The sequence below is a fragment of the Kandleria vitulina DSM 20405 genome, assembly GCF_000702065.1.
Taxonomy (GTDB): Bacteria; Bacillota_I; Bacilli_A; order Erysipelotrichales; family Coprobacillaceae; genus Kandleria; species Kandleria vitulina.
Map to the genome: position 1 here is coordinate 57,369 of NZ_JNKN01000007.1, position 20,316 is coordinate 77,684.

Sequence of the window (20,316 nt, forward strand, 5' to 3'; positions counted from 1 at the left end):
AAACTTTTTGTACATTACCCTATCTTTGATAGTTGTGCCTGAGTCCCAGATACTGGTATCCCGAACCGGCTGCTTCGTTTGCCCTAGTCACGTCATTGGTTGGATCCATATCGACTATGATCCTTACCTTCTTGTCGGATTTGCTTACCTTGGCTGTGTACTTTCCGGTTCCGACTTCAGGGTCTTTCGCTCCATGCATTCTGCAGTATGCGATTGCGTTATCGATGCTTGAGAGCTTTCCTGAGGTAAAGTCTATATTGAAGGCCATTCCATTGTTGACTCTTTTCGGCCTTGCGCTCTTGAGCCTGTATTTTCCGCTGAATGTTTTGACATTCCTGTTCTGATTCTGAAGCTTTTCGAGCTGCTTTGAAGTGACCTTATGTTTCGGATACTTCGAGACAAGCGCTGAGTCCGACACGTTTGTATTTGCGTATACGGGAGTGACCAGTCCTGAACCGACCAGGCCTGCCAGCAGCATGGCCGCAGAAACCACAAAGGCAAAAGCTTTTCTTATCAGCGCAGATACACCGCCGTGACGAAGCCAGGAAAGCATGCCTATCCTATTCTTGTCTGCTTTCATTGACATAAACCTCCTTTACTTGCTTGCTCATTTCCATTTGTTATCATTCTTGTATCAGTCCTTTCTTGTAAACGCATTTGCTGTGATGCATTTCTGGAACTGGCGGGCATGGCTGAAGTGTCAGGCGATGTTTTCTCATCGGAGGCTGATCACGCTCTTCATGGACGTTTTCTGATGTCGCCAGAAACATGTTTCTTTCTTTGCTTTTCTCAGCCGGCTTTGGACTGGCTGTATTCAGAGCGGCTGCGAGATTCTCGACGGCATCATTCTCCTCACAGGCTTCTACGATGCGTTTCGCAATCTCGATGCGTCCGCATTTTTCCGAGAATTCCCTGCAGAGGCTTCAGGAAACGGGCAGAAAAAGAACACCCATTCACTTCTGAATGGATGCTCTCTCTGTCTATTTTTCAAGCGTTTCGATTGACTCGCTGATGCGTCTGATGTCATTTTCGATGCTGGCGATTTCACTGTCAGCCTTTTTCACTTTTTCATCTGCACTGTCCATTGCGGCTTTCTTTTCGTCCATTTCCTTTTTTGGAGCAGTGACGTATCTGTCGTAGTATGCCATGAATTTTTCTCTGTATTCAGAGAGGTTCATTGTGATGTCATTGTCTTCATATGTTGTCTGAGTGACTTTATATTTACAGTCTCCAATTCTAGTGACTTCAACATCATCTTCTTTGATGTATTCCTTGAAATGAGTTTTCAATACGCTTGGTTCAATATGGCGTGAATTAAGATCATCTTCAATGTCTTTTCGTTCAACAGTTGTTGAAACATAGCAAGGCTTGTTAGAATATCCCAATGCCGAATATCCGCCGCAATGTCCCATTCCCATGTAGCGGCCTTCACGGCTAAAGCTTTTAACCGAAAAGTAATGACCGATTGGCCCGTATTTTTTTCTGGCTTCTGCAGGGCTGTTATTGAATTCTTCCTTGTGTTTTTCATAGATTTCTTTTTCATCATCATACCATGCCTTGAATGGCAAGCCTGTTCCTGCTGCAAGGTTTTCACCGCCCAAGCCACAGTCATCGCCCCATGTCGTATGCGGTGAATCATGAGTATATTCATATTCATCATTGTTTCTGAAGAAGTTGCAGTTGAGCTGTTCAATGGCTGTCAGAATGGTACTGACTTTCGGAAGCACAAGACCTTCTCGTTTGACGAGTGATTCATATTCCTTGAATGTATCCAATGTATCTTTCATTTCTTCAAGTGAAGTGGCATCTTTTTTGGCGCCCATATCTGTAAAGCTGTTGACATTCTCGTTAGAAGTTCTTTCAATGTTGTCTCTTGTAAGAAGCTGAACTGCTCCCTGCGCATTGATTGATCTGAAGAAACCCAGAGAGCCCTGCTTTACGATTTTCTGAGCTTCATCATATGCCTTCTTTGCCTGAACATATTGGGCTGTTGCATCTTCTAGTGCCTTTTTGCTGCTGGTCTGGCTGGATTTTGCATTTTCCAGCAATGCCTGTTTCTTTTCAAGTTCTGCCTTCAGTTCGGATAGACGATTCTGCTTTTCGGCCTCGCTCATTGTCTGAGGCTGATTGTTTGCGCTTTTATTTTCTGAAGACTTTGGCTTTTCTGCATTCTTTGTGGATGGTACCGATTTAGACTGCATCACTTTCTGTACAGGACGAGAAACCGGTCTAGCAGGCGCCTTTACAAGAATTGACCATACATATGTCTTCTTTCCCTTTTTGAGACTGATTCTTGCATTTCCAGGCATTTTTGCCTTTACTGTCCATCTGTATCTGATTTTTCTTCTTTTCTTCCCCTTTCTGATGTATTTTGGAGCGATTGTCGCAACTCTTCTATTTGAAGTCTTGGCACTCTTTCCTTTCTTTAGGAATATATCAAAGCTGCCTCCTGCTGTCATGCCTCTGCTGACAAGAACTATGGACGGCTTTTTCTTTTTCGCCTTTTTTGCTTCAGCTGGCGTTACTGCTGAAACGGTGAGCGCTGAAGCCATGACGGCTGACGCTACCGCACTGATGATTGCTTTTTTCATTCGGGTTCCCTTCCTTTCATTCTCATAATATCATGATACATCCATTGAACATTTTCGCAAGACAGAAGGTGATATTTGAGTCAAAAACCACTGCTCGCTGCAGTGCCTTTTCTTTCATTGTTTTCTGAATTTGTTTACCTTCAGGTCATTGTGCGATACCTTGTCGTATCTTGTGCATGCATTCTGGAAAACGACCATTCCATCGTTGACTCTTTTCGACCTTACGCTCTTGAGCCTGTATTTTCCGCTGAATGTCTTGACATTCCAGTTCTGATCCTGAAGCTTCTTGAGCTCAGCTTTAGTGACATTGTGTTTCGGATACTTCGAGACAAGTGCTGAGTCCGACACGTCTGTATTTGCGTATACGGGAGTGACCAGTCCAGAACCGATAGACCCCGCAACGAGCATGGCTGCGGAGGCCAGAAATGCAAAAGACTTTTTTATTCTGTTGTTCATTTCTTTCTTTTCCTTTCATTGTCGGCATGAATGGTGGAATCTCTGCAGCCTTCCGCAATGACTGGAGAGACTTCACGCCTTCGTGTCGCAATACCAATATGCAAGAAAGTATAGGTCATGGAACATGGAATGAACAAAAAAAGAGAACGCAATGTTCTCTTTTGGCTGTGTATTTTTCTATACCACCACATGCTCGTTAGGGCATCCTTCAATGACGAATGTTTCTCCGTTGTATGTGATCAAGTTATTGACATGTGCAGGATTTCTCCTGTCCGGATGATTGTATCTGAGTCCGGAAGCCGGCACACCAAGCTTCATTGCGCATTTTTCGATGATGTCAGTCGCATCAACGCAGCTGATGACACGTCCCTGGAACCATACTCCGCCGTCTCCATACTTGTCGGCGTACATTCCCTTGTAGTACTTGTCCGGATGGGCGAATCCTCCGTCTTTCCATCCTGTCGTTCTCATGTATGTGCCGAGTCTCTCAAGCTTTTCCTTTACAGTAGCTCTCGAACTGGCACCTGAACGTTCCATAAGGTCATCAAGAGCTCTGCCTTCTGCGATTCTGTAGTCATCAAAGGTGACTGTGATGCTGCGTCCTGTCTTGTAAACCGGATTGTATGGCTGAACGACTGCCACATCCATCTTGTAGGTTCCTGCCTTTCTGGCTTGTACTGCAAAGACATATCCATCACTGACTTTAGTGGCTGCACCATTTCCATCAGTGCTGTGATAACGCTTATCCGCAATATCTTCACAAGAAGGCATGTCCATACCGGTTCTGTCGTCAATAAGGGCAAAATCATCTGACTTGAGATTTGTCTTCCACTTGATCAGAACTGTCGAACCTGCTACGACATCTCCATTGACATTGTTGACGGTGTTGTAGAATTTGTCCTGATTGTGCATTCTGTCAATGACGAGAGGCTCATCAATGACAGGCTCGTTCTTTGGCACGGTCATGCCTTCAGGTCTTGGATCATAGATGACCTTTGGTGCGTCTCCGCTCTGCGATGCTGATGCGTTTCCTGATGAATGGCTCTTGCCTGCACCTGAACGCTTGGCAGTACCGTTTCTGCCTGCTGCTGCATTTCCCTTTACGGTTACATCATAGCGGTATACTGTCTTTCCTGATCTGATCGTGATGACTGCCTTTCCGGCACGGATTCCTCTGATTGAAAAGTATCCCTTGAATACCTTCACCTTTTTCCACTTTCTGATTTTCTTTTTCTTCTTGCCTACTTTCTTGTAGACTGTCACACGCTTTCTCTTCTTCGAGTATTTTTTTGAAACAGTGGCAATGCTTCTGTCTGAAGACTTCTGCTTCTTTCCTTTCCTTACTCTGACTGTGATTGTCTGTCCGACCAAGACACTCTTACGTGAAGAAATAGTTTTAGCATGTGTTAAATTAATGGATGAAGTCATTACGCTTGCTGCTACTATCATTGCAACAAGAAAAGAGAATGTCTTCTTTAAAATATTCTTTTTCATTTTCCTCTTTCCCTTCTTGTATATAGTCAATATATACATTTTTTTCACCAATATTTTACTCCTTGATGCTTTATTTTTCAATTCAATGAATATTTAAAATATATATAAGATTGATTAAATAAAAAAAGCATTCCCTATGAGGAATGCTTATAATCATCATCCATTTTTACATGCATGTTTTTCTTTGGAAGTTCTCTAAAGAATTTCACTAGGAATGGTATACATGTTAATGTTGTTAAGATATCTGCTACCATCTGTGCTGATTGAATTCCTAAGATTCCCAACAAACGAGAAAGAATAAACAGAATAGGAATATAATAAATACCTGATCTTAATGCTGCGAGGAATGAAGCGATGGCACTTTCACCAATACTTTGGAACATCATATTAGAAACAACAGATAGTGGTGATGCAATCAAAGCGATACAGTGAAAACGTAAAGCGTTTTTACCAATTGCAAGTACACGTGGGTCATTTCTAAATAATAAAATAAGTGGTTCTGGATTAATAAATGCGATAATCGCAAAAATACCAAGCACAGTTTCACCTAGTACCCATGTCACTAAGAAACCTTCTCTAATACGCTTATATTTTTTAGCACCATAATTGAATGCTGCTACTGGCTGATAGGCCTGCCCGATACCAACCATCGTTGATGCAAAGAACATTACAATTCTTCCAACAATGGTCATCCCCGCAATAGCTGCATCACCATAAGGTTTAGCGATAATATTAAGTGACATTGTAGATAGAGAATTCAACATCTGACGAATAAGACTTGGTGTTCCATTTTGCATGATACGTGTTAATTCTTCACCAAATCCTTTGGCTTTCTTTAATGAAATGCTTGTCATTGTCTTTTTTGAAATAAACATGTAAAGCAGAATGCCAAAGCTAATATATTGTGATAACGCAGTTGAAAGCCCTGCTCCATGAATGCCCATCTTAAGTCCAAACATGAAAATAGGATCTCCAATCATGTTTAATACGCCACCTGAGACAAGACCAACCATCGCTAGTGATGCTTTTCCTTCATAACGCATAATATTATTAAGCACACAGCTTGCAGAAAGTGCTGGTCCACTTAAAAGAATGTAGAATCCATAGATTCTTGCATAAGGAAGAATTGTTTTTGTACTTCCTAGAAATACCATCAATGGTGAAATCATCATCATTGCCAATATCGTAATGATACTGCTAGCCACAATAGATGCAAGAAAGCCTGTCGATGCATAGACATCCGCAAGCTCTTTTTTTCCCTTTCCCAAAAGAACGCTGATTCGTGATCCACTTCCATGACCACACATAAATCCAACAGCCTGAAACACAGCCTGAATACTCATAAGAATACCGATAGCTGCTGCCGCACTTGTTCCAAGCATTCCAACAAAGTATGCATCTACTAGATTGTAGATCATTCCTATCATCATACTAATAACAGTAGGAATAGCTAATACTGGAATAATTTTAGTAATAGGTGTTCTAATCAGCTGATCATATTGTTTACGTTCTTTCGCATCCATATAATCACCTCTTTTTTGCACACCTATTATAAGACCAAAAAAAAAGAAAAATCAATACTGATTCTTCTTTATAGGATGTAAATTCTTTAATGAAAGATCAAGAATAGGAGCACTGTGTGTCAATGCACCACTTGAAATATAATCTACTTTTAAGTCTTTAATAGATGCAATAGATTCTTTTGTCACATTTCCCGAAATTTCTACTTCAGCTTTTCCATCAATAATAGATAGAGCTTTTTTCATTTCATCGTGGTTCATATTATCAAGCATAATAATATCTGCACCTGCTTCAACAGCCTCCTTGACCATTTCACAGTTTTCAGTCTCCACTTCAATTTTTCTAACAAATGGTGCATAGCTTTTAGCAAGCTTGATAGCTTCTTTAACTCCACCTGCAGCACCAATATGATTATCCTTCAGCATAACACCATCTGAAAGATTATAGCGATGATTACGTCCCCCTCCGACTTTCACAGCATATTTCTCAAAAATTCTATTGTTAGGTGTTGTCTTTCTTGTATCAAGAAGTGAAATAGATGTTCCTTCAAGAAGCTTTACCATCTGATGAGTATAAGTCGCAATACCACTCATTCTCTGAAGATAATTCAAGGCTACTCGTTCACCACTTAATAATGTACGAATATCACCGACAACCTTACCTAAGTGATCTCCTTTTTTGACTTCATCTCCATCTTTAACGTGAAGTGAAACTTCACACTTATCATCAAGAAGCAAAAAGACTCTTTCAAATACCTGTAGACCACAAATGATGCCATCTTCTTTAGCAATCAAATCTACTTCACCTAAACAATGTTCCTTAATGACACTGTTAGTAGATACATCTTCACTCGTAATATCTTCCTGTAAGGCCATCATGATATAACGGTCTACATTAAGTCTCATGGTATTATGATCGAACATTCTTTTCACCTGCTTTCTTCATTTCTGACATAATCAATTCTTTATTTTCTTTTTCAAGTTTATCAAGATCATCATACTGATCTAATTTACATTCATTAACAAAACCTTCATCTTCATTATGTTCTCTTTGATCAAAATCAAGAGCCGCTCTCTTTGCAAACACTAGACTTTCCAATAATGAATTGCTGGCAAGTCTATTTTTTCCATGAACACCATTGCATGCTGTTTCACCAATAGCGTAAAGCTGATTCATTGAAGTATGGCTCGTATAATCTACCCAAATACCACCCATATAATAATGCTGAGCTGGTACTACTGGAATTGGCTGCTTGAAAACATCATATCCCTGTTCTTTACAATATTCTACGATATGAGGGAAATGTACTCTGACTTCTTCTTCCGGAATTGTTCTTAAATCTTCCCAGACGAAAGGTGTATGATCCTTTTTCATCTGCATCTTGATTGCTTCACTTAATTTATCTCTTGGCAACAGCTCATTTACAAAACGATTACCATGCTTATCATAAAGCTTAGCACCTTCTCCTCTTACTGATTCAGAAATCAAGAATGAACGCACATCCTTCTTATCACTATAGAATGTTGTTGGATGAATCTGTACATAGTTGATATCCTTCATCTTGACACCATGTCTTAAAGCGATAGCGACCCCATCCCCTTTAAGATGTCTGTAGTTAGTAGAATGACGGTACAATCCGCCCACCCCACCAGTTGCTAAATAGACGCACTGAGCTGAGATTTTATCTAAAGAATGATCTTCTTTTAAAATAACGCCACCATAACATGTATTATCTTTTACTAGTAAATCAATAAGTGCAGTATTTTCTAGTATTGTCACATTAGGTAAAGTCTTAACTTTCTCATAAAGATGAGAAGTGATTTCTTCACCAGTGATATCCTGATGAAAGAGAATACGCTTATTAGAATGTGCTCCTTCTTTAGTGAAATCAAGTTCACCATTTTGATCTCTATGGAATCTTACACCATAGGAAATAAGATCTCGAATAACTTCCTGTGAAGAACGGATCATGATATCGACAGAGGTCTTATCATTTTCATAATGTCCTGCTTTAAGGGTATCTTCAAAATAAGAATCATAGTCATCATCATTCTTTAGCATGCAGATTCCACCCTGTGCTAAATATGAATCGCTATCTTCAACTGTTTTCTTTGTAATTATAGTAATTTTTTTATCTGCTGGAAGATGTATAGCTGCATATAAACCTGCACAGCCACTTCCTACAATAAGTATATCTGTCTTCATTTATATATCCTTCTTTCAAAATCGAAGTGATTATAACATGAAGAAAGCTCACATGACAAGTGCTGTATCAATATATGTGTCTTGACACCCTCTTTTTGTCTTATTATAATAATCAAAACAACATAAAAAAGGGAATGAAAAATGAATACTAGAGAACTACAAGATGAAATTATTAAATTAAAGAAAGAAAAAGATGTCTGCATCTTAGCTCATGCTTATCAGAGTCCTGATATTATTGATGTAGCTGATTTTACCGGTGATTCTTATGCTTTAAGCAAGCTTGCTGCAACAGCTCCTCAGAAGACTATCATCATGTGTGGGGTAAGATTCATGGCTGATACTGTCAAGATTCTTTCTCCTGAAAAGAAAGTCTTTATTGCTAATGAAGATGCGCTTTGTCCAATGGCTGATCAGTTAAATATTGAAGATTTACGTTATTTGAAAAAAGCTCATCCAGATCATATTGTATGTGCCTACATCAATACAACAACTGCTATTAAGACAGAAGTTGATCTTGTTGTAACATCATCAAGTGCTAAGAAGATTCTAGAAAACACTGAAGAAAAGAATATTTTATTTGTGCCAGATCAAAATCTTGGTACATGGCTAAAAAAACAGCTTCCTCAAAAAAACATGGTTGTTTATCCTGGCGGTTGTCCGACACATATGCGCTTAAGAAAAGAACATATCTTAAGAATGAAAGAAAAGCATCCTAATGCTAAGGTATTAGTACACCCTGAATGTCTTCAGGAAGTTTCAAAAATTGCTGATTATGTAGGAAGTACAACTGGCATCATGAACTATGCTAAAGAAAGTAATGATACTGAATTTATCATTGGTACAGAAAACAGTATTGTGACACATCTTCAGATGGCTTGTCCTGACAAGATGTTCTACACTGTATCTAAGCATTGTATCTGTCATAATATGAAAGCTACTACTTTAACTGATGTCTATAATACATTAAGAGGTAGAGGCGGAAAAGAAATCCTTCTTGATGAAGAAACAATCAAGAAAGCAAGAAAACCTATCGATGAAATGATCAAGCGTGGTGGATAACGCTTGATCTTTTTTATACAAAAAAGGAATCATGATAATCATGATTCCAATAATGTTTCAAGTCGACTACGAATAGCACGAAGGAATTCTTCTGAATTCACTTCAGTTACTTCAATGTTTTCAGCAAGTCTAGTTAAGTCTTTTGTCATTACTCCACTATTAAGTGTATCTAAACAAGCTTTTTCTAATGTGTCCGCAAAATGGATCAATTCATCCAATCCATCTTTTTCTCCTCTTTTACGTAAAGCTCCGCTCCATGCAAAGATTGTAGCCATTGGGTTAGTGGATGTTTTTTCTCCTTCAAGATAACGATAATAATGTCTTGTAACTGTACCATGAGCAGCTTCATATTCATAATTGCCTTCAGGTGAAACAAGAACACTTGTCATCATTGCTAATGAGCCAAATGCTGTTGAAACCATATCACTCATAACATCTCCATCGTAGTTCTTGCAGGCCCAGATAAAGCCACCTTCACTTCTGATAACTCTTGCTACAATATCATCAATAAGTGAATAGAAATAAGTAATACCAGCTTTTTCAAACTGTTCTTTGTATTCATTATCATAGACTTCCTGGAAGATATCTTTAAAACGGTGATCATATGTCTTAGAAATAGTATCCTTAGCACCAAACCATAAGTCCTGTTTAGCATCTAATGCATAAGCAAAACAGCTTCTTGCAAAAGAATAGATACTATCTTCCTTATTGAACTGTCCCTGAAGGACACCAGCACCTTCAAAAGTAAAGATTTCTTTTGAAATTGTTTCTCCCTTTTCATCAGTAAAAGAAAGTTTAGCAACACCTGCACCAGGTACCTTGATTTCTGTCGCCTTATAGATATCACCAAAAGCATGTCTGGCAATAGTAATTGGTTTTTTCCAGTTCTTTACTACAGGGCTAATTGGATCAATCATGATAGGTGTACGGAACACTGTTCCATCTAGAATTGCTCTGATTGTTCCATTCGGTGATTTCCACATCTTATGAAGATTGTACTCATCCATACGCTGGGCATTAGGCGTAATTGTTGCACATTTTACTGAAACACCATATTTCTTGTTAGCCAATGCTGCCTGTACTGTTACTTCATCATTAGTTTCATCACGGTGTTTTAATCCTAAATCATAATATTCACTTTTAAGTTCTACGAATGGAAGAATTAATTCATCCTTAATCATCTTCCAAAGAACTCTTGTCATTTCATCGCCATCCATCTCAACGATTGGCGTTGTCATTTGTATCTTTTTCATCATAGTCAACTCCTTTATGACCATCATTATACATGAGCAAAGCCAACGATTCAACAACTTTGTATACAATTATTCAATTATATACTTTTTGCTTGCTTTCCCTTCTCTTGTCTTATATTTCATTTCCTTATAGGCAATCTGACGAGGTTTTGAATATTCTTTCAAGGAGTAAAGAAGTTCAATGAAGGCATAAGCAATCATGATCAAGAAGACTGCAATAAGAATTGTCACAATAATAAATACGATAAAGAATTGTTTTGTAAGATATAAATCATGTGTCATTTTTACTCACCTCTTGTCATCATTATAGCTATTTTCTTCTTGTTTCTTCTTTCTAATCTCCTGTTATAAAACCAATATATTGGTTTTATAATTTTTCTGGAATGTTTTAAATTTCTTTTCTTATACTTAAAGAAATTTTATAATAAAAGAAGAACGGAGGTTATGAAATGATAATAGGTTGTGTAAAAGAAATTAAAAATAATGAATTTCGTGTTGGCATGACGCCTGATAATGTACGTGAATATGTAAATGCAGGACACAGTGTCCTTATTGAAACAAATGCTGGTATCGGTTCTGGCTTCTTGGATGAGGAATATGTGGAAGCTGGAGCTACTATCATTGATTCTGCCAAGGATGTCTGGGATCAGGTTGATATGATGGTCAAGGTGAAAGAGCCTCTTCCTGAAGAATATCCACTATTCCATGAAGGATTGATTCTTTATACATACTTGCATTTAGCAGCTGATAAAGAACAGATGGATGCTTTATTAAAAAATAAGATTAAAGCTGTAGCCTACGAAACATTGACTGAAAAAGATGGCTCTTTACCGCTTCTAACTCCAATGAGCCAGATTGCTGGTCGTTTAAGCATCCAGGAAGGTGCAAAATATCTAGAAAAGAAATTCGGGGGCGAAGGCATTCTTCTTGCCGGTGTACCAGGTACACATAAGGCAAATGTTGTCATCCTCGGCGGCGGCACAGTTGGCTATAATGCCTGCCGTATTGCGGTAGGAATCGGTGCCAATGTAACAATTCTTGATATTAATCTTAAAAGACTTGAGGAACTTGATTTATTATTTGGTTCTTCTATTCAGACACTCTACTCTAATGATACTAATATTGAAAAGGCAGTTAAGAATGCGGATCTTGTCATTGGGGCTGTACTTATTCCAGGAAAGTCTACACCTAAGCTATTAAAGAGATCTTATTTAAAATCAATGAAGAATGGCGCAGTCTATGTAGATGTAGCCATCGATCAAGGTGGATGTGCAGAAAGCGCAAGGGTCACAACTCACGATGATCCAATCTACGTAGAAGAGGGTGTCGTTCACTACTGTGTAGGCAATATGCCAGGTTCTGTTCCTCGTACTTCTACCATCGCGCTTACTCACGCAACAACACATTACGGATTGATGATCGCCAACAAAGGCTTAGAAGACGCATGTCGCACAAGCGATGTAATCGCTAGCGGCGTCAATACTTACGATGGTCAATTAACTTGCAAAAATGTAGCAGATAGTTTTGAAGGCTATAACTACACTGACATTAAAACACTTCTATAATATTAAAAGGCTGTTTTCACAGCCTTTTAATATGCCTTTTCAATATGATGAAGCACTTCCACAAAATGATCAGCTCTCTCTTTATTCAAAGATTCCCACTCTAATGATAATGCATCAACTCTTTGCTTAGCATTATCTGATAATGCATTTTCCGCAAACTGATAAAGACATTCATCTTCTTTTTCTGTATGTTCCTTTAACACTTCACAATAGGCTTTCATCTCAAATGATAATCGTTCAAGATATCTTTCATCTTTATGCTCTTCATAGTCATTAACAAGTGCCGCCATGTTTCTTACATGTTCTCTCCCATTATCATGTTCTACAAGCATGACATGATTGATCATACCTTCAAATAGTTCATAATTACATTTTAACATTTCAGGAAACAATATTTTTTCTTCTTTCATATGATGATGTTCATCAGCGTACCCATGACAGAATTCTACAATATCTTTCATATCTTCACTTTGATAAAGTGACATGTCATTGGCAATCTTTTTCATCTTAACAAGCATCCTTCTGATATTGCGATGCTCTTCCATCATTATTTCTACTGCTTTCATTCTCTACTCTCCCTATGTGTCTCAATCCACTCTTTTAATATCATCGCATGATTACAAGTGGGACTTTTTGCACCATAAAGCAATGTGACATTCTCTTCTTTTAACAATGTCTCAATGTGTTCAATAAACCATATGACATGAATATTATCCTTTAATTCCATTTCATAAGCCTGCTTAAATCCTGCAAATAACTTTGGATCATGAGAAAACCATTTTCTAAGTGCTGGTGAGGGTGTCACATCCTTATTCCATTCATTCAGATGCGCTTTCTCTTTGCTTATCCCTCTTGGCCACAAACGATCAATAAGAATACGATATCCATCTGTTTCATCATAAGGTTCATAGACTCTCTTTATTTTTAAGTCATGCATTCTTCCCACCTCGATGAAAAAGTATACATCACTTCCATAATAAATAATGTTCTTCAGCCAACAAAAAAGGGTGAATTATTTCACCCTGAACCAGTATTCATATAAATATTTAAAACCGATGCTTTCATAAAGACTTTTAGCAGGTGTATTTCCTTTTACACATTGAAGATACGCATGCTTACAGCCTTTCTTTTCTGCTTCAGTCAAGATTGTTGAAACGATGGCTCTAGCGATACCTTTACGACGATATTCCTGATTCACATAGATCGCATAAATACCAACATGATCACGATCAAGAATGCCTAATCCACTACCAATCATCTCACCATCATCCCATACACTTGCGACAATGACTTCCTTCAATATCGCCTGATACATTGATGGGACTATTCTTTGTAAAGTAGGATTGGTCGTTCCATTAAGCATCAATACACCTTTTACCCAATCATCGGTTACACGATCTTTTAAATGTATCACATTGCCATTTTCATAGCCTACAATGGAAGGCAATCCTGAATTTCTGCCATAGTATTCTTTTTCGACATGGATCGGCCTCAAAGGTTTAAAATCATGATAATCCATCACCATATTTTCAGTAATATGTTCTTTTTTATATCCTCTTTCTTTTAGAAGATGATCAAATGATGAATCAATAAGCGGACTGATCTTAAAGATTGTTGGTGAATGAAGATGATGATAGACTTCTTCACAATAAGCAATCTTCTCATCAAGAGGAATATGTGATTCACCTACCTGATGAACAGAATTGGTACGATGTGTATAATTATGAGAAAAACGCAGTAACCACCCATCATATAATTCCATCTTATGTGATGGCCAGGCATTTAGAGACATTTCCTCAATTGTATTTATATATCTGATGTTTGTACTTTCCATAATTTTATCCCCCCGAATTATATAATATACTAACATTAGATATAAAATATGTAAATAAAAAGGACATCGGTGAACCAGTCCAATGTCCTCATTCCGCACCCATGATATTACTCATGGATTAAGAGTTAGTTAGGGCGGGTATCCCTAACCATCCCTATCATAACACAGTTTTCTTATTTTACAATAACCTATGATTCATTAACGATTTTACCTGACAAATGATCAATATGAACCGCAAATAGTCTAACACTTTTCTTAAATTTAGCTATTTCTTTTTTAATATAGTCTTCATCATCAGTAAATTTTCTTGTTAAGTGAGTTAATACAGAAACAATGGTATCATCGTCTTCCACAAATTCCACATGTCCAAAGCAGACAACACTCTTAATATTTAGTGCCCATTCTCCTTCGTTGCGATAGCCTTCATCATAGACGCAATAGGAAACTTTAGGATGACGGGTCATGGCATCTATTTTATGTCCCGTCTTAGCACAATGGAAATAAAGGCAATGTGTTTTTTCATCATAATAATGATCTAGAGGAATACCGTAAGGATAGTCATCATCACCAAGCATGCTTAATACACCCCTTGGCTGAGTATTTAGAATATGAATACATTCTTCATAAGATAAAGCTTGTTTTTTTCTTCTCATTTCTCTAAACATAGAATTCTCCTTTTTTATCATCATAACACAAAAAAAGAACTGCTATACAGTTCTTAGAATCAAAATATGGCTGGGGTAGCTGGATTCGAACCAGCGGAATGACGGATTCAGAGTCCGTTGCCTTACCACTTGGCTATACCCCAACAAGATGGTGCCTCGGGCCGGAGTCGAACCGGCACGGAGTTTGAAGTCCGCGGGATTTTAAGTCCCGTGCGTCTACCAATTTCGCCACCGAGGCATTATGGTGACGGATACGGGATTCGAACCCGTGAATGCATGCGTGAAAGGCATGTGAGTTAACCGTTTCTCCAATCCGCCACAATATGGTGGAGCTTAGCGGGATCGAACCGCTGACCTCCTGCGTGCAAAGCAGGCGCTCTCCCAGCTGAGCTAAAGCCCCATTCAAATGGTCGGGAAGACAGGATTTGAACCTGCGACCCCCTGGTCCCAAACCAGGTGCACTACCAAGCTGTGCTACTTCCCGAAATAATGGCGCAGGTTGAGGGATTCGAACCCCCGCGGGACTTTCATCCCCTGTCGGTTTTCAAGACCGATCCCTTCAGCCGGACTTGGGTAAACCTGCGCGTAAGTAAATGGTGGTTCCGGCCGGAATCGAACCAGCGACACGAGGATTTTCAATCCTCTGCTCTACCGACTGAGCTACGGAACCAAATGGCGGTCTGGACGGGGCTCGAACCCGCGACCTCCGCCGTGACAGGGCGGCATTCTAAACCAACTGAACTACCAGACCATTTGATAAAATATAATGGTGACGGATACGGGATTCGAACCCGTGAATGCATGCGTGAAAGGCATGTGAGTTAACCGTTTCTCCAATCCGCCACTGTTGTGACTCTTGCGTTTTTCTTGTGTCTCTCGCTGAGTGCTCACATATAATATCATGGCTTTTCTTATTTGGCAACAATTAATTTACAAAAAATTCATATTTTTTTGACGCATTTAAAAAGATGTCATTTACGACATCTTTTTTTGTTTTTATAAAATATAAACGAATAGATCATTGGCACAATAGTAGCTGCTATTACAAGAATGAATGCGATAACCATAGAAAGATTATTGAGTATTGAAGCAACCAAAATCACGACTCCAACGATTATCCATACTCTACTCGCAAAGCGATGTGTCTTATTCCAATTCTCTTCATCATCCAATGTCCATGGCAGCTTAATGCCAATGACATAGTTCTGTCTTGTTTTTGGAAGATAGTTCCCAATTACTAGAAGAAGTGTACCCATAAAGACATTTGCCATTGTGACCATATTAATTTTTAATCCTAATGCATAACCATAGATTGTGATCATCATCATTAAAGAAACACAAGGGATAATCCATAATACAAGTGTAAAGATCTTATTAGAAATATGTTCTGCTTTAGGGCTATGCACTGTAAAGAGGGCAGATACCCATTCTACTAAGACAAGAAATAAAGGAATAATAAATACAGTCATCCACTTTGATGTATAGCCATCAGGCTTACCATTAAAATTAAAGTGCGTAGCCAATGGATCTGGCAGTTTATTCCATAACACAATACCAACTATCATAGGCAATAATGCAATGATGCTTGTTAAAAGCAATGTTTTCATATTTTTCTTAATCATTACTGTCTCCTCCTTTTAATTCAGAAATCCATAACATGATATCTTCCAATACTGTTGTATTAAGATGATAATAGATGAAATTCTTCTTCTTGGTTTCATATAGAAGATCCGCATTCTTTAATATCTTTAGATGATAAGAAATAGTTGCACCGCTCATATCAAAATGTGAAGCGATATCTCCAGCAGAAAGTGAACCCTCTTTTAATAGTTCTAGTATTTCTCTTCTGACAGGATCGGAAAGAGCCTTAAATGTATTAGCGAATGACATACAATTCCTCCTTATCTATTTAGATTTCTTTCTAAATAGATTATATCCCTTGTATTCAGTGTTTTCAACACTATTTAGAAAAAATTCAAAATAGGAACAAACAACGCTTGTTCCTATCTAATAAAATGAGTGGGCTGCCATTCTTCTTCATCCGGCAATCCAAATTGTTCTTTACCTAAAGCAATACTTTTCATCAGGAATGTCATATTTCTAGCTAAAGCTCTCAAGGTCTGAAGACCTTCTAGATCTTTATTGGCTTCACTTTTTTCTCTTCCATGAACACTGTTCCAATATTGGCTTGATGCCACTGGCATACCGCATATCGTGAAATACTTATTCAGTTCATCGAAAGTGGAAGAACATCCTCCACGGCGTGCTACAACAACACTTGCCCCTACTTTCATACGCTTATCAAAGCCGGTACTATAGAAAAGACGGTCAAGACATGCGATCGTAGTTGCATTAGCAGATGCATAATAAACTGGTGAAGCTACAACCAAGCCATCTGCTTCCTCGAACTTCTTTGCGAGTTCATTAACAGCATCATCAAAGACACACTTTCCATTCTTATAACAGCTGCCACAAGCAATACAGCCTCTAATTGCCTTGTTGCCAATCATAACAACATCTGTTTCAATATCTTCTTCGTTAAAGACTTTTACCATTTCATTCACAGCAACACTTGTGTTGCCATTTACACGTGGGCTTCCATTAATGATTAATACTTTCATCTTTTTATCCTCCTCATTTCATTATACTTCATAAGGAGTTTATAATATAAATCTTTTACAATAATGAAATAAGATTCACCATCTCAATCGCAGAAAGTGCACAATCATAGCCTTTATTCCCTGCTTTAGAGCCCGCTCTTGCGATAGCCTGCTCAATGTTTTCTGTAGTCACAATCCCAAAGAGTACTGGTACACCTGTTTCTAATGATATTTGAGCAACACCCTTTGATACTTCATTGCAGACATAATCATAATGACTTGTCTGACCACGAATCACTGTTCCTAATGCGATAATGGCATCATATTTCTTTGATTCTGCCATCTTCTTAGCGATAGTAGGTATTTCAAATACGCCTGGTACCCAAGCAGCAGTGATGTTTTTATCTTCTACTCCATGTCTTACAAGACCATCTATGGCACCACCTAATAGTTTATTGACAATGATTTCATTAAATCTCGCTGCGACAATACCTACTTTCATTCCTTCTTTAGCGACAAGCTTTCCTTCTAATACATTGATTTCTTTCATTTTATTTTCCCCCTATATTTCTTCTTTAAATAGATGTCCCATCTTCTCTTGTTTTGTCTTTAAATAAAAGGCATCAAACTTCTGCGGCTTAATTTCAATTGGAACACGTTTCTTGATTTCTATTCCAAAATGATCTAATGCATAAATCTTCTCTGGATTATTGGTTAATAATTCAAGAGAATGAACACCCAAATCTTTTAAGATTTGTGCACCTACCCAGTATTCTCTTAAATCTGGCGCAAAGCCAAGCTTTACGTTAGCTTCTACCGTATCAAAACCTTGTTCTTGAAGAGCGTAAGCCTTGATCTTATTCAATAGTCCTATCCCTCTTCCTTCCTGTCTCATATAAAGAAGAATACCTCTTCCTTCTTTTTCAATCTGTTTCATGGCCTGCTCAAGCTGTAAACCACAGTCACAGCGAAGAGAACCAAAGGCATCTCCAGTTAAGCATTCTGAATGAACACGGCATAAGACATTTTTTCCATCACCGATATCACCTTTTACTAATGCCACATGATGTTCTCCTGTAATATCATTGCTAAAACCGATCATCTGGAAATCACCATATTGTGTAGGAAGATGAGCTTCACCTTCTCTATGGACATGTTTATCATGAATACGAATATAATCCTGTAACGCTTTAATCGTAATAAATGTCATATTCTCTTGAACAGCTAATTTCTGAAGTTCTTCTGTGCGCATCATTGTGCCATCTTCTCTCATGATTTCGCAACATACCCCTACTTCTTTTAATCCTGCTAATCGACATAAATCAACTGTTGCTTCAGTATGTCCATTTCTTACAAGAACACCTCCGGTTCTTGAAATCAGCGGGAAGACATGACCAGGACGACGTAAGTCTTCTGGTCTTGTTTTTTCACTTGTACAAGCCTGAATTGTCATGCCTCTCTCTTCTGCGGAGATTCCTGTCGTAGTCTTAATATGATCAATGGAAACAGTAAAGGCTGTGCCATGATTATCGGTATTTTCTAGAACCATTGGTGGTAATCCTAATCTTTCTGCATGTTGTTTAGACATTGGTGTACAAATCAGTCCTTTTGCAAGACTGGCCATCTTATTGATATTTTCTGTTGATGCAAACTCTGCAGCGCAGATCATATCTCCTTCATTTTCACGATCTTCATCATCACTTACCATGATGATTTTCCCTTGTCTTAAATCTTCTAAAGCCTGTTCAATTGTGCCATAACGAAATTCTTTCATAGTGTCTCCTTCCTAGTATCCATATTCTTCTAACATTTCATAAGTTAATTCATGATTTTCTTCTAATTGTCTGCTCATAAATTTCTGAACATATTTTCCTAAGATATCATTCTCAAGGTTGACATAATCCCCCACACTTTTATGTCCTAGTGTTGTCTGTTCTCTTGTATGAGGAATAATAGAAACCTTAAAGCTTTTCTCACTTACATTGGCGACTGTAAGACTTATTCCATCAATAGTAATCGAACCTTTCTCTACAATTCCATCAAGAATCTCTTTTTTACATTTGATTTCATACCAATAGGCATTGCCATCTGGAATGATGTTTTCTATAGTACCAGCACCATCAATATGACCTGATACAATATGTCCCCCAAAACGATCATCGGCTCTCATCGCCCTTTCAAGATTGACATAGCTCCCCTGTCTTTTTTGTGAAAGACTGCTTCTTCTCACTGTTTCTTTCATGACATCCGCATGAAAGTGATGGGCAGATAAATAAGTCACCGTAAGACATATTCCATCCACCGCAATACTATCACCGAGCTTTGTCGCTTCTAGCACTTTGTGAGCCTTAATAGAAATTGTTCCATGATCTCCATTTATTCTTAGTGTTTCTACTTGTCCAACTTCTTCTACAATCCCTGTAAACATTTTTTCACCTTACCTTCTATAACAGATTTTTAGATCTTCCCCCATCTTTTCTACTGAATAAAGCTTAAACTCTTGAGCTTCACTCACTTCACTTACACCTTCTCCTCGTACCGGAGTCATTCCATTTCCACCAAAGATTTTTGGTGCTAAATATACCTGCACTTCATCTACGATTTCTTCTCTAATGGCTGATTCATTGAGTGTGCCTCCTCCTTCAATTAGAAGGCTATCTATTCCTCTTTTTCCAAGGATATTTATTAACTGCTTCAATGATAAATGTCCTCTATCTTTTTTAATACAAAGTACCTCTACACCTTTTTCTTCTAGCATATTTGCTTTGTTTTCTTCTACATCTTCACTACAGGCCACAATGGTCTTTGTCTCTTTAGCAGTCTTCACCAGCTTACAATCAAGAGGAATGCGTAAATGTGTATCAAGTACGATACGAATAGGATCAAGTGGTTTGACTTGATAATCTTCCTTCTTGATAAAATCACTTTCTATTTCCTGATTTATTTGACAACGTGAAGTAAGACTTGGATCATCTGTAAGTACAGTGTTGATGCCAACAAGAATACCCATACAGCGATGACGAAGAAAATGTACATCTCTTCTTGAAAGTTCTCCTGAAATCCACTTTGATTG

22 protein-coding genes and 9 tRNA genes are annotated in these 20,316 nt (G+C 38.2%); 2 read left to right on the top strand and 29 right to left on the bottom strand.

Going from position 1 to position 20,316, the window contains the following annotated elements; translation table 11 throughout:
- Positions 1–19 precede the first annotated feature (19 nt).
- The 7 genes from T513_RS0103480 to T513_RS0103510 all read right to left on the bottom strand — a co-directional run bounded on the left by T513_RS0103480 (position 20) and on the right by T513_RS0103510 (position 8,267).
- Positions 20–580 (bottom strand): hypothetical protein, encoded by a 561-nt coding sequence (locus tag T513_RS0103480; RefSeq protein ID WP_031588946.1) that lies wholly within the window; start codon positions 578–580, stop codon positions 20–22.
- Positions 581–980: 400 nt separating this feature from the next.
- The gene (locus T513_RS0103485) at positions 981–2,591 is read right to left on the bottom strand and encodes a hypothetical protein (protein WP_031588947.1); all 1,611 of its coding nucleotides are present in this window, start codon (positions 2,589–2,591) and stop codon (positions 981–983) included.
- Between the two features lie 114 nt (positions 2,592–2,705).
- Positions 2,706–3,047, bottom strand: a complete 342-nt coding sequence (locus tag T513_RS0103490) for a hypothetical protein (protein ID WP_031588948.1) — start codon at positions 3,045–3,047, stop codon at positions 2,706–2,708.
- 177 nt (positions 3,048–3,224) lie between these two features.
- Positions 3,225–4,541 carry a hypothetical protein gene (locus T513_RS0103495; protein WP_031588949.1) on the bottom strand — a complete coding sequence of 439 codons (1,317 nt, stop codon included), beginning with the start codon at positions 4,539–4,541 and terminating at the stop codon, positions 3,225–3,227.
- Between the two features lie 134 nt (positions 4,542–4,675).
- Positions 4,676–6,064 carry an MATE family efflux transporter gene (locus T513_RS0103500; protein ID WP_051654374.1) on the bottom strand — a complete coding sequence of 463 codons (1,389 nt, stop codon included), beginning with the start codon at positions 6,062–6,064 and terminating at the stop codon, positions 4,676–4,678.
- Between the two features lie 51 nt (positions 6,065–6,115).
- The gene (gene nadC, locus T513_RS0103505) at positions 6,116–6,985 is read right to left on the bottom strand and encodes a carboxylating nicotinate-nucleotide diphosphorylase (protein WP_031588951.1); all 870 of its coding nucleotides are present in this window, start codon (positions 6,983–6,985) and stop codon (positions 6,116–6,118) included.
- Positions 6,972–8,267, bottom strand: a complete 1,296-nt coding sequence (locus tag T513_RS0103510; protein WP_029070688.1) for an L-aspartate oxidase — start codon at positions 8,265–8,267, stop codon at positions 6,972–6,974. The genes nadC and T513_RS0103510 overlap by 14 nt, the downstream gene beginning before the upstream one ends.
- A gap of 141 nt (positions 8,268–8,408) precedes the next feature.
- Here T513_RS0103510 and nadA point away from each other — a divergent pair, with 141 nt between their 5' ends.
- Positions 8,409–9,326 (top strand): quinolinate synthase NadA, encoded by a 918-nt coding sequence (gene nadA / locus T513_RS0103515; protein ID WP_029070689.1) that lies wholly within the window; start codon positions 8,409–8,411, stop codon positions 9,324–9,326.
- Between the two features lie 38 nt (positions 9,327–9,364).
- Here nadA and T513_RS0103520 read toward each other — a convergent pair whose 3' ends face one another.
- Positions 9,365–10,582 (bottom strand): NADP-dependent isocitrate dehydrogenase, encoded by a 1,218-nt coding sequence (locus tag T513_RS0103520; protein ID WP_238551731.1) that lies wholly within the window; start codon positions 10,580–10,582, stop codon positions 9,365–9,367.
- 66 nt (positions 10,583–10,648) lie between these two features.
- Entirely contained in the window at positions 10,649–10,861 is a 213-nt protein-coding gene (locus T513_RS0103525; RefSeq protein ID WP_031588952.1) for a hypothetical protein, read from the bottom strand.
- A gap of 167 nt (positions 10,862–11,028) precedes the next feature.
- Between T513_RS0103525 and ald the strand changes: the two genes are divergently transcribed.
- A complete protein-coding gene (gene ald / locus T513_RS0103530; RefSeq protein WP_031588955.1) occupies positions 11,029–12,144 on the top strand; it encodes an alanine dehydrogenase in 1,116 nt (371 codons plus the stop codon).
- A gap of 26 nt (positions 12,145–12,170) precedes the next feature.
- Here ald and T513_RS0103535 read toward each other — a convergent pair whose 3' ends face one another.
- From T513_RS0103535 to T513_RS0103630, 20 genes are all read right to left on the bottom strand, one after another.
- Positions 12,171–12,710 carry a hemerythrin domain-containing protein gene (locus tag T513_RS0103535; RefSeq protein ID WP_051550612.1) on the bottom strand — a complete coding sequence of 180 codons (540 nt, stop codon included), beginning with the start codon at positions 12,708–12,710 and terminating at the stop codon, positions 12,171–12,173.
- Positions 12,707–13,081 carry a DUF488 domain-containing protein gene (locus T513_RS0103540; RefSeq protein WP_031588957.1) on the bottom strand — a complete coding sequence of 125 codons (375 nt, stop codon included), beginning with the start codon at positions 13,079–13,081 and terminating at the stop codon, positions 12,707–12,709. Before T513_RS0103540 ends, T513_RS0103535 begins: the two co-directional genes overlap by 4 nt.
- Positions 13,082–13,156: 75 nt before the next feature.
- Entirely contained in the window at positions 13,157–13,978 is an 822-nt protein-coding gene (locus T513_RS0103545) for a GNAT family N-acetyltransferase (RefSeq protein ID WP_031588958.1), read from the bottom strand.
- A gap of 188 nt (positions 13,979–14,166) precedes the next feature.
- Positions 14,167–14,643 (bottom strand): pyridoxamine 5'-phosphate oxidase family protein, encoded by a 477-nt coding sequence (locus T513_RS0103550; RefSeq protein ID WP_031588959.1) that lies wholly within the window; start codon positions 14,641–14,643, stop codon positions 14,167–14,169.
- 67 nt (positions 14,644–14,710) lie between these two features.
- A tRNA-Gln gene (locus T513_RS0103555) sits at positions 14,711–14,786 on the bottom strand.
- 6 nt (positions 14,787–14,792) lie between these two features.
- Positions 14,793–14,881: transfer RNA gene (locus T513_RS0103560), tRNA-Leu, on the bottom strand.
- Positions 14,882–14,885: 4 nt separating this feature from the next.
- Positions 14,886–14,961 (bottom strand) — tRNA-Glu (locus tag T513_RS0103565).
- 6 nt (positions 14,962–14,967) lie between these two features.
- Positions 14,968–15,043 (bottom strand) — tRNA-Ala (locus tag T513_RS0103570).
- A gap of 7 nt (positions 15,044–15,050) precedes the next feature.
- Positions 15,051–15,127, bottom strand: a tRNA-Pro gene (locus T513_RS0103575).
- A gap of 6 nt (positions 15,128–15,133) precedes the next feature.
- Positions 15,134–15,226, bottom strand: a tRNA-Ser gene (locus T513_RS0103580).
- A gap of 11 nt (positions 15,227–15,237) precedes the next feature.
- A tRNA-Phe gene (locus T513_RS0103585) sits at positions 15,238–15,313 on the bottom strand.
- 3 nt (positions 15,314–15,316) lie between these two features.
- A tRNA-Asp gene (locus tag T513_RS0103590) sits at positions 15,317–15,394 on the bottom strand.
- A gap of 16 nt (positions 15,395–15,410) precedes the next feature.
- Positions 15,411–15,486, bottom strand: a tRNA-Glu gene (locus T513_RS0103595).
- 128 nt (positions 15,487–15,614) lie between these two features.
- Positions 15,615–16,265, bottom strand: coding sequence for an SdpI family protein (locus tag T513_RS0103600; RefSeq protein ID WP_031588961.1), 651 nt, complete (start codon positions 16,263–16,265; stop codon positions 15,615–15,617).
- Entirely contained in the window at positions 16,258–16,533 is a 276-nt protein-coding gene (locus T513_RS0103605) for an autorepressor SdpR family transcription factor (protein WP_029071357.1), read from the bottom strand. Before T513_RS0103605 ends, T513_RS0103600 begins: the two co-directional genes overlap by 8 nt.
- Before the next feature lie 113 nt (positions 16,534–16,646).
- The gene (locus T513_RS0103610) at positions 16,647–17,264 is read right to left on the bottom strand and encodes a flavodoxin family protein (protein WP_031588962.1); all 618 of its coding nucleotides are present in this window, start codon (positions 17,262–17,264) and stop codon (positions 16,647–16,649) included.
- 55 nt (positions 17,265–17,319) lie between these two features.
- Positions 17,320–17,793 carry a 6,7-dimethyl-8-ribityllumazine synthase gene (gene ribH / locus T513_RS0103615; RefSeq protein ID WP_031588964.1) on the bottom strand — a complete coding sequence of 158 codons (474 nt, stop codon included), beginning with the start codon at positions 17,791–17,793 and terminating at the stop codon, positions 17,320–17,322.
- Between the two features lie 12 nt (positions 17,794–17,805).
- Positions 17,806–19,017 (bottom strand): bifunctional 3,4-dihydroxy-2-butanone-4-phosphate synthase/GTP cyclohydrolase II, encoded by a 1,212-nt coding sequence (locus T513_RS0103620; RefSeq protein WP_031588965.1) that lies wholly within the window; start codon positions 19,015–19,017, stop codon positions 17,806–17,808.
- Between the two features lie 12 nt (positions 19,018–19,029).
- Positions 19,030–19,671, bottom strand: a complete 642-nt coding sequence (gene ribE / locus T513_RS0103625) for a riboflavin synthase (RefSeq protein ID WP_031588966.1) — start codon at positions 19,669–19,671, stop codon at positions 19,030–19,032.
- Between the two features lie 9 nt (positions 19,672–19,680).
- On the bottom strand, positions 19,681–20,316 hold a 636-nt coding region (locus T513_RS0103630; protein WP_031588969.1), incomplete at its 5' end, for a RibD family protein.

Coding starts and splice junctions, on each gene's coding strand:
- T513_RS0103600 (WP_031588961.1), bottom strand. CDS start 16,265: ATGATTAAGAAAAATATGAAAACATTGCTTTTAACAAGCATCATTGCA.
- T513_RS0103480 (WP_031588946.1), bottom strand. CDS start 580: ATGAAAGCAGACAAGAATAGGATAGGCATGCTTTCCTGGCTTCGTCAC.
- T513_RS0103540 (WP_031588957.1), bottom strand. CDS start 13,081: ATGCATGACTTAAAAATAAAGAGAGTCTATGAACCTTATGATGAAACA.
- T513_RS0103490 (WP_031588948.1), bottom strand. CDS start 3,047: ATGAACAACAGAATAAAAAAGTCTTTTGCATTTCTGGCCTCCGCAGCC.
- T513_RS0103550 (WP_031588959.1), bottom strand. CDS start 14,643: ATGTTTAGAGAAATGAGAAGAAAAAAACAAGCTTTATCTTATGAAGAA.
- ald (WP_031588955.1), top strand. CDS start 11,029: ATGATAATAGGTTGTGTAAAAGAAATTAAAAATAATGAATTTCGTGTT.
- T513_RS0103495 (WP_031588949.1), bottom strand. CDS start 4,541: ATGAAAAAGAATATTTTAAAGAAGACATTCTCTTTTCTTGTTGCAATG.
- T513_RS0103525 (WP_031588952.1), bottom strand. CDS start 10,861: ATGACACATGATTTATATCTTACAAAACAATTCTTTATCGTATTTATT.
- T513_RS0103485 (WP_031588947.1), bottom strand. CDS start 2,591: ATGAAAAAAGCAATCATCAGTGCGGTAGCGTCAGCCGTCATGGCTTCA.
- T513_RS0103535 (WP_051550612.1), bottom strand. CDS start 12,710: ATGAAAGCAGTAGAAATAATGATGGAAGAGCATCGCAATATCAGAAGG.
- T513_RS0103620 (WP_031588965.1), bottom strand. CDS start 19,017: ATGAAAGAATTTCGTTATGGCACAATTGAACAGGCTTTAGAAGATTTA.
- ribH (WP_031588964.1), bottom strand. CDS start 17,793: ATGAAAGAAATCAATGTATTAGAAGGAAAGCTTGTCGCTAAAGAAGGA.
- T513_RS0103520 (WP_238551731.1), bottom strand. CDS start 10,582: ATGATGAAAAAGATACAAATGACAACGCCAATCGTTGAGATGGATGGC.
- T513_RS0103510 (WP_029070688.1), bottom strand. CDS start 8,267: ATGAAGACAGATATACTTATTGTAGGAAGTGGCTGTGCAGGTTTATAT.
- T513_RS0103605 (WP_029071357.1), bottom strand. CDS start 16,533: ATGTCATTCGCTAATACATTTAAGGCTCTTTCCGATCCTGTCAGAAGA.
- T513_RS0103500 (WP_051654374.1), bottom strand. CDS start 6,064: ATGGATGCGAAAGAACGTAAACAATATGATCAGCTGATTAGAACACCT.
- nadA (WP_029070689.1), top strand. CDS start 8,409: ATGAATACTAGAGAACTACAAGATGAAATTATTAAATTAAAGAAAGAA.
- T513_RS0103545 (WP_031588958.1), bottom strand. CDS start 13,978: ATGGAAAGTACAAACATCAGATATATAAATACAATTGAGGAAATGTCT.
- nadC (WP_031588951.1), bottom strand. CDS start 6,985: ATGTTCGATCATAATACCATGAGACTTAATGTAGACCGTTATATCATG.
- ribE (WP_031588966.1), bottom strand. CDS start 19,671: ATGTTTACAGGGATTGTAGAAGAAGTTGGACAAGTAGAAACACTAAGA.
- T513_RS0103610 (WP_031588962.1), bottom strand. CDS start 17,264: ATGAAAGTATTAATCATTAATGGAAGCCCACGTGTAAATGGCAACACA.